The organism is Kitasatospora sp. NPDC017646 (assembly GCF_044329365.1).
GTDB lineage: Bacteria > Actinomycetota > Actinomycetes > Streptomycetales > Streptomycetaceae > Kitasatospora.
The window spans coordinates 14572-27084 of record NZ_JBIRJC010000029.1 but is presented as its reverse complement, the minus strand read 5'-3'; the positions used below and the strand labels follow the sequence as shown (position 1 = coordinate 27084).

General features: G+C 72.5%; 7 protein-coding genes. 1 reads left to right on the top strand and 6 read right to left on the bottom strand.

The annotated features are described in order from the left end of the window. Positions 1 to 52: 52 nt before the first annotated feature. The 6 genes from ACH4J0_RS31770 to ACH4J0_RS31745 form a co-directional block, all read right to left on the bottom strand. Entirely contained in the window at positions 53 to 1327 is a 1275-nt protein-coding gene (locus tag ACH4J0_RS31770) for a cytochrome d ubiquinol oxidase subunit II (protein ID WP_396244291.1), read from the bottom strand. Continuing rightward, entirely contained in the window at positions 1320 to 2690 is a 1371-nt protein-coding gene (locus tag ACH4J0_RS31765) for a cytochrome ubiquinol oxidase subunit I (protein ID WP_396244289.1), read from the bottom strand. The genes ACH4J0_RS31770 and ACH4J0_RS31765 overlap by 8 nt, the downstream gene beginning before the upstream one ends. Positions 2691 to 3097: 407 nt before the next feature. Next, complete coding sequence (locus ACH4J0_RS31760; protein WP_396244287.1) at positions 3098 to 4234, bottom strand: helix-turn-helix domain-containing protein; 1137 nt, start codon at positions 4232 to 4234, stop codon at positions 3098 to 3100. Beyond that, a complete protein-coding gene (locus ACH4J0_RS31755) occupies positions 4231 to 5265 on the bottom strand; it encodes a helix-turn-helix domain-containing protein (protein WP_396244285.1) in 1035 nt (344 codons plus the stop codon). Before ACH4J0_RS31755 ends, ACH4J0_RS31760 begins: the two co-directional genes overlap by 4 nt. Before the next feature lie 87 nt (positions 5266 to 5352). Next, on the bottom strand, positions 5353 to 6339 hold the full coding sequence (locus ACH4J0_RS31750; RefSeq protein ID WP_396244284.1) for an alpha/beta hydrolase: 987 nt from the start codon (positions 6337 to 6339) through the stop codon (positions 5353 to 5355). Positions 6340 to 6443: 104 nt separating this feature from the next. After that, a complete protein-coding gene (locus ACH4J0_RS31745; RefSeq protein WP_396244283.1) occupies positions 6444 to 9368 on the bottom strand; it encodes an AAA family ATPase in 2925 nt (974 codons plus the stop codon). A 241-nt stretch (positions 9369 to 9609) separates the two neighbouring features. Here ACH4J0_RS31745 and ACH4J0_RS31740 point away from each other — a divergent pair, with 241 nt between their 5' ends. Further along, a complete protein-coding gene (locus tag ACH4J0_RS31740; RefSeq protein WP_396244281.1) occupies positions 9610 to 12408 on the top strand; it encodes an ATP-binding protein in 2799 nt (932 codons plus the stop codon). Positions 12409 to 12513: the final 105 nt, after the last annotated feature.

Sequence of the window (12513 nt, the reverse complement as noted above, 5' to 3'; positions counted from 1 at the left end):
GCGGGGCCTTCGCCCAACGCACGCCTCTCGATGGTGACCTCGCTCCGCTCGCTCACGTCCCGACCTGCCCGGAGTCCGAGTCGGCGGGGTCGAGGTCGAAGACCCCGTCCCGCTCGTCGCGCCGATCGCTGACGATCCAGGCGATCAGTGCCGTCCCCGACAGCAGGGCGATCCCCACCGGGTCGATCCAGGTGGCGACGCCCCCGAAGACGTCCTGGGACATCGCCACCAGCCCGACGCCCAGCACCGTGAGGACGGTGCGCCGAACGGCGATCACGAAGCCGCTCGGCTCGAACGGGACCGGGCGGGACAAACGCGTGCGCACCCGGAGCGGGGCGAGCGGCGCCTCGGGGATCTGCGTGAACTTGCCGCGGAACACCCACCACGCGTACCCGTTGTAGGCGAACACCACCGGCATGCACAGCCCCACGCCTATCACGAGGAAGGCCTGCGAGCCGGTCGGGCTGGATGCCTGGTGGAGCGTCATGTCCGGCGGCACGATGACCGGGAAGGTCGCGATCACCAGCGCCAGCAGCCCGCAGACCTGAGCCGCGACCACCCCTGCGAAGGGCCGCCAGTCCGGCCGCCGCCCGAAGCCGTGCCAGGCCATCGCCCCCGCGGCCACCGCTCCGGCGACCGCGATCCAGTACAGCGTCACGCGCACGGGCTCGTCGAACCGGAACCGCTCCGGATCGGCGACCTCCAGGCCGAACCCGAGAACCAGCGCGGCCACCGCCGTGCCCACCAGCAGCGGACGACCGGCCCGGCCCGCCCGCTCGTGGGCCACGCCCTCGGTCTTGTCCTGCAGCCAGGCGGCGCCGGCCAGCAGGTAGAGCACCACCAGGCCGAGAGCGCACAGCACGCTGTAGGGGGTGAGCCAGTCGAAGGCGCCGCCGCTGAACGAACCGCCGTGCTGCCGCAGCCCGGAGAGCGCGCCGCCGAGCACCAGGCCCTGGCAGACCGTCGCGGCGACCGACGCCGCGCCGAACAGTAGGGCCCAGCCGCGCCGGTAGACGGCCGCGGCGCTCTGGAGCTCCAGCCCCATGCCGCGCAGGATGATCGAGAGCAGCATGCCGATCATCGGCAGGTAGACCCCTGGCAGCAGGGTCGCGGAGACGCCGGGCAGCCCGGCCCACAGCGTGATGCCGGCCAGCACCAGCCAGCTCTCGTTGGCGTCCCAGGCGGTGGCGATCAACTCGCTGTACTCGCGCCTGCTCTCCCCCTTGGCGAACAGACTGAGCATCCCGACGCCCAGGTCGTAGCCGTCCAGGACGACGTACATGCCGAGCGAGAGCAGGAGGAGGGCGTAGGTGGCGTACTCAAGCAACGGGGGCCTCCGTTCCGAAGGCGGGCACCGCGTCGGCGTCCGTAGGCGCCTCGGGGCCGGCCTTGACCGTGCGGACGATGTAGCGGACCCAGATGACCAGCAGGGTCGCGTAGAGGAGCACGAAGGCGGTCAGGGTGGTCGCGGCCTGCGCGGCGGTCAGATGGGACAGCGCGTCGGAGGTGCGTAGCTTGCCGTACACCACCCAGGGCTGCCGCCCGGTCTCGGCGGTGATCCAGCCTCCGGTGATGGCGATGACACCAGCCGGTGTCATCCAGACCATCCAGCGCAGGAAGCGGCGGGAGTCGAACAGGCGGCCGCGCAGGCGGAGCACCAAGCCGGCGAGGGCGGTGGCGAACATGGCCAGCGCGGCGAAGTACATGGCACGGAATCCGTAGAAGGCGCTCCACATGTTGGGCCGCTGGTCGGGCGGGGTCTGCAGCAGCCCGGGCACCTCGGCCTCGCCGGTGAGGTCGTGGCCGATCACCGCGCCCAGGTGGGGCACCGAGATCCGCAGGTCGTTCTTGCCTTGGTCGGTGTCGGGGACGACGACGAGGTTGTACCCGTTGTTGTCGGTGCGCCAGTTCCCCTCGAACGCCTGCAGTTTCGCAGGCTGGTGTCCGCCCATGAAGATGGCGGTGGCGTCGCCCACGTACAGCTGGATCGGCATCAGGATGGCGAGCACGCCGAGGGCGATCGACAGGCAGCGGCGGGCGAACGGCAGCGCGGAACGGCGCCGCTTGACCAGGAACCAGGCGGAGATGCCGCCGACGAACCAGCTCGCGCTGATCAGTACGGCCAGCAGCATGTGCGGGAAGCGGTAGGTGAAGGCCGGGTTGAGCAGGACCTTGGTCCAGTCGCTCACATGGAACTGACCGGCCGTCTCGGTGTAGCCGGCCGGGTCCTGCATCCAGCTGTTGGCGGAGAGGATCCAGGTGGTGGACAGCAGGGTGCCGAAGGCCACCATCCAGGAGGCGAAGGCCATGGTACGCGGGCTGACCCGGCCTTCGCCGTAGAGCATGACGCCGATGAAACCGGCCTCCAGGAAGAAGGCCGTGATGACCTCCATGCCGATGGTGACGCCGATGACGGGTCCGACCGCGTGGGCGAAGACACCCCAGTTGAGGCCGAACTCGAAGGTCATGACGGTGCCCGCGACGACGCCGAGGCTGAAGCCGACCGCGAAGATCCTCTTCCAGAACCGGAAGATCTGCTGGTAGAGCGGATTGCCGGTGCGCACGTAGGCGGTCTGCACGACGGCGAGCAGCACGGACAGGCCGACCGTGAGGGCCGGGAAGGACATGTGGAAGATCGCCGTGACGGCGAACTGCCACCGGGACAGTTCTATGGCAGCCGGTGAGGCCATGAGGTCTCCGGGAGGAAGGTACGCGGGACGGACGGGTGCGGGCCTCGGGGCGCGGAGGTTCCGCGAATCGGCCGCGCGCGAGATGGGCCGGGGTCCGACGCCACTTCGACGGGGCATGGCCCTGAGCCTTCGTCAGGCTAGGCGGCGCCGGTCGGCCGGTTTGCCCGCCAGCGCACCGCCTGTCGTCGGACACTGCACCCGTACCGGCCCGCCGGCCGGGCTGCGCGCCCCCAGGCAGCCCTCCATCGCGGCCACGGGGCCCAGTTGCACGCACCAGGGTCCTCACCTGACGTCGTCAGGTGAGGACCCTGGTCGGAAGTCGTGAGAGGCCGGCATCGAAGCTGTCGCATCATCAGTGCACGTAGCCTCGGACCTGAGGTTTTACGTCGGGACGTCAGGATTCGAACCTACGGCCCCTTGACCCCTGGTCCGGGAGTGTGAGGTGCCCCGGGCCCACGCGGCGGTGGATCCGCCACCGGGGCGAGCCTCAGGGCAGCCCGGGGCGGACTCCCGGCCGCCGGTGGGGAGCACTGCGCAGCCGTTGACGCCTGTTCGGCCCGCCACTGGTTGGGGGACATTCCGTAAGCGTCCCGGAACGCGCGGCTGAAGTGCGAGGCGCTGATGAATCCCCAGTGCGTGGCGACGGCAGAGATCGTGCGTCGCGTCGTGCCGGGGCGTGCCAACTCCAGGCGCGCGGCTTCCAGTCGTCGGCGGCGGATCCAGCCGCCGACCGTGTCGCCCTGGCGCTGGAACAGCTGGTGCAGGTAGCGCAGCGAGACACCGTGCCGGTCGGCGATCGCCTGCGGTGACAGGTCGGGATCTCCGAGGGAGTCCTCGACGGAGGCGGTGATGCGCTCGAAGAGCGGTTGCGCGGCGGACCGCCCGTCCGAGACGGTTCGTGCCACGTGGTCCGCGGCCAGTGTCGCGAGCAGGTCGGCCAGGGCGCGCCCGGCTTGCTCCCTGACCGGGAACGACGCTCCCGGGAGATCGAGGCAGGCGTCGGCCAGCAGTGGCAGCAGCAGTGCGCCCGCACCCTCGTCGGCGGGGCTGACGAGGGTCGCCGTGAGTCGGCGCAGCGCGCCCTCCTCGAGTCCGATGACGGACCGGGGGACCATCAAGGTCCGCGCGCGCTGGGGTTGCGGAAGGACGAACTTGAAGGGCCTGCTCAGGTCCAGGAACGTGAGCGAGTGCGGTGGCAGCTCCACGGAACGACCGTCCTGGAAGACCCGCGCGGTGCCGTCGAGTTGAAGCCAGGCGACGATGTTCCGGCACGGATCGGCCGTGACGGACGCCGGGTCCCTCAGGACCGCCACCGGCCCGGAGGTCTGGTCGGAGATCTGGAGACTACCCAGTCGTGTGGTGGCGAAGGACCCGGTCCAGGCGGCGGCGTCACGCACGGACACCTCGACCCGGGCGAAGGCCCGCGACAGGGCCGGCTGCCAGTCGACCGCCCCCAGCACCGGAGCAGGAGCAGGGGGCATGCCGAGCGCGGCCGCCCGCCTCGGGGCGGTCGGCGATGCGCCGGTCCGCGACGAGCCGGTCACCGGACGGCCCCGGCCGCTCGGCGGCCACGTTCCTTCGTGAGCCAGTCGGTCGGTGACAGGCCGTAGACGCTGCGGAAGGCGCGACTCATCTGCCCTCCGCTCGTGAAACCCCACCTCCGAGCGATGGGTCCGACCCCGGCCGAATCAGCCGGGGCCGTGATGAGCGCCCGGCGGCACTCCTCCAGGCGCTGTTCCCTGATCCACTGGCACAGCGTTCGGCCTCCGCCCTCGAAGAGCCGGTGCAGGTACCGCACGGAGATGCCGTGCGCTCGGGCGATGACCGCAGGTGTGAGCCCGGGGTCGGACAGGTGCCAGCGGACGAACTGCCGCACGCGCAGCAGCATGACGTCGTTCGCGCAGGGCAGCTCGTCCGCGGGCCGGCCCAGCTGGTCGGCGGCGGTGGCGGCGAGAAGGTCCACGGCGCCGCGGGCCAGCTTCTCCGCCAGGGGTGCGGCGCAGCCGTCGACGGTGTCGGCCAGGCGTCCCAAGAACGGCGAGACCAGCCCGCCAAGGCCGTCGCCGGGTTTCAGCGAGCGGGCCGTGAGCCGTTGGAGGTCCCCTTCCTCCTGACCGAGCAGGTCCCGCGGCACCGTGAAGATCTTCAGTTGGAAGCGTTCGGGAAAGCGGGTCCGGAACGGCCGGGTCGATTCGAAGAAGGCGATGTCGCCGGGCCTCATCTCGGTGGCGCGGCCGTCCTGTTCGACCCGGGCCACCCCTGCGCTCTGCAGCACGGCGAAGATGCAACCCCCGTCGCCCCGGGCGATGAACCGCGGGGACCGGTGGACTTCTACGGGGTCGCTGTCGACGGTGGTGATCTGCAGGTCGCCGACCGCGCGGCTGCGCAGGGTGGCGTCGAAGTCGGGGACACCGGTCCGGATGTCCATGCCGACGAGGGTGGCGAACACCGCGTCGTGCCAGTACTCCAGGCTCTCGGCTGCCGGGACCGAGCGGGTCGTCAGCAGGTGAGAGTGCGATGCCGAGGCCGGGGAGCGACTGCCGTCCTCCGTGTGCGAGGGGATTCGAGCTGCCATGGTGCCAGGGTGCCGGTGCCGTACACGTCGGCGCATGAGTCGAACGACTGGTCCCCCTACGCGGCGTCGGCCTTGTCCAGGCCCGGTTCAGGACAGGTGCGCCCGCAGGAAGCTGCCGCCCTGCCGCAGTGCCGCACGGGAAGGGGGGCTGTCACGCAGCGCGTTCAGCGACACGAAGTCGTGCACGGTGCCGAGGAATCGCAGGGCCGTCGCCCGGACACCGGCCTCGCGCAGCCGGGCGGCGTACTCCTCGGCTTCGTCCCGGGTGACGTCCGCCTCGGCGGTGACGACCAGCGTCGGCGGCAGCCCGGCGAGCACCTCCGGGCCGGCGCACAGCGGACTGGCCGTCGGCTGGGCCCAGTTCTCGGTCGGGCCGAGGTACTCCTGCCAGTAGCGCCGCAGCGCCTCCCGGCTGAGCAGGTAGCCGGAACCGAACCGGTGCTGCGTCTCGGTGTCGCACGCGGGGTCCACGAGCGGGTAGTAGAGGAGCTGGGCCCGGATGGAGGGGCCACCCCGGGCCTTGACGAGCATGGTGACGGCGGTGGCCAGGGTGGCACCGGCACAGTCGCCCGCCACGGCGATGCGGTCCGGTGTGATACCCAGCCGCTCCGCATGGGCCGCCATCCAGCCGAGCAGGGCGTAGCACTCTTCCAGCGCTACGGGATAGCGGGCCTCCGGCGTGCGGCTGTACTCGGGGACGACGGCCACCGCACCGGTCCCCTTGACCAGTTCGGTGATCAGTCGCGCGTGGGTGTGGGCGTCGCCGAGCATCCAGCGTCCTCCATGGACATAGAGCAGGGCGGGCAGGGGCCCCTCGACGCCGACCGGGCGGAAGGTCCAGAATCCGACGAGCCCGCAGGGCCCCACCGGCGCCACCTGGAAGTGGGCTTCGACGTCGCAGTCCTCGACCAGGTCACCCTGGGCTTCCTGCAGGGCCTGGCGCCCTGTGACCGGACCGAGGTCGTCGAGCCCGGGCGGCGTGGCCGAAGCCGCGACCAGCCGTGCCACGACCGGATCCAGGGTGATCGACGGAGGCGGGATCAGGCCCTCGTCGGGCCAGGCGTCAGGCTCCACGACGCCTCATCTCTCGCTCGGGTCCGTCGGCACGGGTCATCTCTGGCTGTTGCATTCCGATATCACCGTATACGTACCCGCGCTGCACGATCAGGGGCACCGTTCTACGTGCTCTGCAGCAGATCGCGGAGTTGGTGTCGGCTGCTGACTCCGAGTTTGGGATAGACGTTGTACAGGTGCGTGCCCACGGTACGGGGCGACAGGAAGAGCTGTTCACCGATCTCGCGGTTCGAGAGGCCCTGCGCGGCCATGCGGACGATCTGCTGCTGCTGAGCGGTCAACTGGCCCAGGGCGACGGCGGAGTCGGCGGCGGAGTCCGCGGAGTTCGCCACGCCGCTGGCGCGCAGTTCCTGGCGGACCGCGGCAGCCAGCGGCCGGGAGCCGAGGACTTCGGCGGTGTCGAGCGCCGCGACGAGCTGCTGCCGGGCTTCCGAGGGTCGCCTGGCGCGGCGCAGCCAGATGGCGTAGCTGAGTCGGGCCTGCGCCCGCTCGACCGGCCAGTGGTCGCCCTCCGCGTTCACCAGTGCGAGGCGGAAGTGGTGCTCGGGATCGGGGCCGGGCTCCAGGAGAGCCGTGGCGTGGTGCAGAAGGAGCGTCATCCGGGTCGTCGGCCGTTCCCCGTGTGCCGACCGCACCCGCGCGAGGGCCGCCGCCGCGTCTTCGCTCGTGCCGGCCCGGTGGGCGGCCAGTGCGAGTTCCGCGATGCAGCGCGACGAGAGGAAGGGGTGCAGAGGAGAGCCGTCCTCGGCGAACAGTGTCCGGAGCCGACGGTAGGCGTCGGCCCACTCCCCGTGGGACATCGCGACCAGGGCGCCGGCCCGCACGAGTCGGGCCCGCGTGGCGCCGTTCTCGTGCAGGTCGAACGGGAGTGCCGACCGGACGGGCAAGCTCGCGGCCGCGGTCCCGCGCAGCGCGCGCAGGGACAGGTCGAGGGCTTCCAGGTCGGTCTGGAGGCGCGTCAGGCGGAGCACCGCCGCTTGGTCGGTCGTCTCCTCCAACAGGGCGGACGCTTCCGACCACTGGCCGGTCGCCAGGAGCGTGTCCAGCAGGGGGGCCGCGTACCAGGCGCGGAGCCCGAAGGCCCGCCGCCGCCGCAGATACGTGTCGGTGGCGCGGTAGTGCTCCAGGCAGACGTCCGGCTCGTCGGAGAGGTAGGCGACCGACGCCACGGCGACGCGTCCGGTCAGCCGGTCCGGTCCGCGCAGGCGTCCGCTCGCCGGAGCGGCTCCGGGACCTTCGGCGGCTCGCCGTGCGTATCGGGGCTGGGAGGTCACGGCCCACACCAGTCCCGTGAGCGCGCCCGTCGATTCGGGCGAGTCGGCACGGACCGCCATCGTGCCCGGCTGGTCCTCCGGTCCGGGTGCGGATTCTCGGGTACCGGATTCGCGGGTACCGGATTCGCGGGTACCGGATTCGCGGGTACCGGATTCGCGGGTACCGGCGAGCAGGTCCGGGAGCCGGTCGCGGTGCTTCGCCAGACCGGACTGCTCGGCGATCCCGGCTGCCACCGCCGCCAGCTTCGCGTCGGCCGCGGCGTCGGCCGCCGGGTACCGGTCCGCGGTGTCCAGGAGAAGGCCGAACGCCTCCTTCTGCCGGGAGGAGTGCGACAGTGCGGCCGCCGCGGCCAGCGCGGCCTCGCGAGCGAGGTGGGGGTCGCTGTTGACGCTCAGGAAGCGCGTGTGGAGGTTGTTGACCCATTCCGGGTCCCCGACGGCGACGGCCGCGGCCATCGCCTCGGCGAGGAGTCGGGCCCGTTCACCCGCTTCGGTGCTGACCCGGGCGGCGTCCTCCAGGGCCAGCGCGAGGGTGAAGTCGTCCGCCGAACGCCCTGCCGCCGAACGCAGGTCTTCGGCCAGCGAGGCGTCCAGGCCCAGGGTGGCGGCCACCAGGTGCCGCGCCCGGTCGATCGGGCGGGCGCCCGCCCGATCGGCAAGATCCCGGTGGGCACTGGTCAGCAGCGCCGCGGACTGCCCGGTGGACGCGGCGACCCGGGCCAGCGGGTGCCGGAAGACGATGTGGCCGTCGATCAGAGCGACGATTCCGGCCTCTTCGGCGGGGGCCCAGATTCCCAGGTCGGAGGTGTCCAGCGCGGCCATCACGGCGGACGCGTCATCGCCGGGCAGCGCCAGGGCGGCGTAGACGAGGGCCCTGCGCGTCCGGGCGGGCAGCGGACCGATCAGGGCGTCGAACCTGGTCCGGAGGTTCTGCGGGCGGGGGGTGCGCTCACGGGCCAGGGCCGGATCGGCGCCGGAAGCCCGTCGGCGGCACAGCTCCAGCAGAGCGGAGGGGTTGCCCTCGGCTTCCTCCAGCACCTCCAGTCGGGTGCGCCCGACGGGGGCGCTCGGCACCGATTCCAGCAGGTCGGCGGACGAGCGCGGCGAAAGCGGCGCGACGTGCAGCACCTCGGCATCGGCGGGCAGGCCCAGCAGGACCTCGCAGTCGCGCGAGGCGAGCAGGAGCGACACCCGGCTCCCCTCCGTGCGGCGGACGAGCGACCCCAGCAGCTCCAAGGTGGGGCGGTCACAGGCGTGGGAGTCGTCGACCGCAATGAGGACCGGGCCCGAGGGAGTGTCGTGGTCGGGGTGGCACAGCTGGTCCAGCAGCGCCGCGGTGCCGGCCGACACGTCCGCCCCGGACGGCGCGGTGGCACCGGGCCCGGTGGCGAGCGCGGCGAGGAGGGCCTGCCGATGAGGCTCGCCCAGTGTCGACATCCGGTCCGTCAACGGGGCGAGCAGGTGGCGGAGCAGCCCGTACGGAACCTCGCGCTCCGGCGCCCAGCCTTGAGCCGTCAGCACCAGGCCGCCGGCTCCGGCCGCCTGCTCACAGGCCGTGCGCAGGAGCCGTGACTTTCCGATGCCCTCCTCGCCGACGAGGACGACGGCCCCCGGCGTGCCGGGCTCCTGCTGGATGCAACGACGCAGGAGCTCCAGTTCGGCGCCGCGCCCGACCAGCCCGCCGGCGCTGTGGGTGGGGGCCGTTCGCCCCCCGGAATCCTCCGGAGCGCCCCAGGCCGTCTCCGTGATCGTCATCATCGCTCCACACTGCCTGCCGCGACCACCGCAGCATTGCTCCCACGTTGTCGATCGTGCTCTGGGCAGGGTCCGTCACGCTTCTGTCAAATGACCAGTCGTCGCTCGACGCCGGATGCGGGGCGGGCCCCGGCGGGCGCCGGGGCCGGTTCGTCGACGGTCGAGCGCCACGCTCCGAGGCTGGGAGGATGGCCTGACCGCGTCGGAGCGACGAAGCCCTGACCTGGCAGAACGGGAAGCAATGGTGAACGCGGGCACGAACGGGTCGGCCTCGTCAGCGATCTTCGGCCGTGAGTCGGAGCTGGCCCGGATCGGCGGCCTTCTCGATGCCGTACGGGGCGAGGGTTCCCATGTTCTGGTCCTGACCGGGGAGCCGGGCGCGGGGAAGAGCACACTGATCGAATGGGCCGCCGAGCAGGGCGGCGCCCGGGGACTGCACACCCTGCACGTCCGGGGCAGTGAGGGGGAGAGGGGGCTCGCACTCGCCGGGCTGCACCAGCTGCTCCACCCGCTGCTGAGCGGCCTCGACGACCTGCCCGAGCGACAGCGCGCGGCTCTGCGCTCCGCCTTCGCGCTCGACAGCGAACTCGACCGCGAAGGAGCGGCACCCGGCGATCCGCTGCACCTGTGCGTCGGCGTGGTCACGCTCATCACGGAGGCGGCCGCCAGGCAGCCCCTGCTGCTCGTGGTCGACGACGTCCAGTGGCTGGACCACGGATCCCTGGACATCCTGGCCTTCGTCGCCCGCAGGCTCGACGGGGAGGCCGCGGTCATGCTGCTGGCCTCGCGCGAGGCATCCGTGCCCGGTCGGTTCGACCGCGACTTCCCCCACCTCGTCGCCGGTCCCCTGGCCCGCGCGGACGCCGGGCTGCTCCTGGACGCCCAGCCGGTCCCGCCGACCGGACGGGCCCGGGCACAGGTGCTCCAGGAAGCAGTCGGCAACCCCCTCGCGCTGATCGAACTGTCCCGGGCCGTCGCCAGGGGAACCGGCCACCTGGGGGCGGCGCAGACGCTGCCGCTCACCCGCCGGCTGGAGGACCTGTTCGCCGCCGAGCTCCCGGAGCTGCCGGAGGACACCCGCACCGCGCTGCTCCTGGTCGCGGCCGCCGGAACGACGCAACTCGCGGACATCCTGCGGGCGGCCTCCGGGTGTGACGTGATCTCGGCCCTGCTGCCGGCCGAGCACGCCGGACTCCTGCGGATCGACGGCGGGCAGGTGCTGCTGCGCCACCCACTGGTGCGTTCCGCCGTCTACCAGGCGGCGACGTTCGCCGAACGCCGGGCAGCGCACCTGGCCCTGGCGGTGGCCTTCGAGGCCGAACCCGACCGCCGGGCCTGGCACCTGGCCGCCGCGACCCCCGGCCAGGACGACGCCGTGGCCGACGCCCTGGCCGCGACCGCCGAGCGGGCCCGCAGTCGGGGCGGCCTCGCGGCCGCGGTGGCCGCTCTGGAACGCGCGGCCGAGCTCACCTCCGACCCCGAGCTGCGCTCACGGCGCCTGCTGGCCGCGGCGAAATCGGGGCTTCACGCGGGGCACCCGCAGTGGGTGGGAGAGCTCACGGCACGCATCGACGGCCTGACCCAGGACCCGGTCGCCCGGGCCGAGGCCAAGTACCTGAGGGGATGGGCCCTCGGCCTGCCCTTGCGGCACCAGGAGGGGCTGACGGCCCTGCTGTCCGTCGGCGAGTCCATGGCCGACCTCGCGCCCGCGCTCGCCCTCACCGCCCTCGGCACCGCCTCGACCTTCGCGTACTACACGGGCGACCCGTTCCACGGCGACGAGCTGCTGCGCATCGGGAATCTGATCCACGAGGAGGGGGACCTCACCGACCGGGCCTGGATCCTGGCGGCCACCCGGCCGCACAGAAGCCGCCGTCAGGCCCTCGACCTGTTCCACCGGGCCCTGTCGGTCGCGTCGCCGGACTCGATCTCCGAGCTGACCATGCTCGGTGGCGCGGCCTGGGTACTCGACGAGACGGACGAGGCGACCCGAATACTGGGCCGCACGATGGACCTCCTGCGACGCGCCGGCACCGCCGGAGCGAACGCCACCACCGCGCAGGCCCTGGCACTCGCGCACTGCGAGTCGGGCGCCTGGGCAGCGGCGCTGGCCACGACCGAGGACGCGTACTGGATGGCCACCGAGGCCGGCGCGGCCAACGTCACCCTCAGTTCCCTCATCCTGCAGGCCACCATCGGCGCCTTCCGGGGCGACCACGAGGCCGCCTGCGCCCGGGCCCAGGACGCACTGTGCGGGGTGGATCTGCGCAAGGTCCGCAATCTGCCGGCCCGCTACCACTACGCGCTGGGCATGGCCAAGACGGTGGAGGGCGACCACGAGGGCGCCTACGCGGAGCTCCGCAACGCGTTCACCCACGACTACCGGCCCGCCCCGGTCCACCACCACGCGTCCGTCTACTACCTGGCCGATCTCGCCGCCGCGGCGGCCCGGGCCGGGCGGTCCGACGACGCCCGCACCGTGCTGGAGGCCACGCAACGCTCGCTCGGCAGCGACCTGTCGCCCCGCGTGCACACCATCCTGCGACGCGCCGCGGCCCTGGTCAGCGAGACCGACGAGGCCGCCGAGCAGCACTTCCGCTCCGCCCTGGCCGATCCCACAGGGGGCCGGTGGCCCTTCGAACGCGCCCTCGCCCAGCTCGACTTCGGCGAATGGCTGCGCCGCCGGCGGCGCTCGACCGAGGCACGCCAGCTGTTGGGCGCCTCACTGGAAACGTTCGGGCGTCTCGGCGCCCGCCCGTGGGCCGACCGCGCCACGGCGGAACTGCGCGCCGCGGGCGCCTCCGTCCCCCAAGGCTCGGAGCAGGCAGCGAAGGCCGATCTGACACCGCAGGAACTGCAGATAGCCGAGTTGGCGGCACAGGGGCTCACCAACCGGGACATCGCCTCACGGCTCTACCTCTCGCCACGCACGGTCGGATACCACCTCCACAAGATCTTCCCGAAGCTCGGCGTCAAGTCCCGAGCCCAGCTCCGGGACGCCCTCTCGGAAGTGACGGGCGGCTTCGGCCACTCCGACTGACTCTTCGGGTGACGACATCGGTGACCACCGCGGCGGTCACCAATGCCAGGCCGGAGCCGGCGAGGACCACGCAGGTCTACGACGCTCCGGCCGTCCCGTCCACCC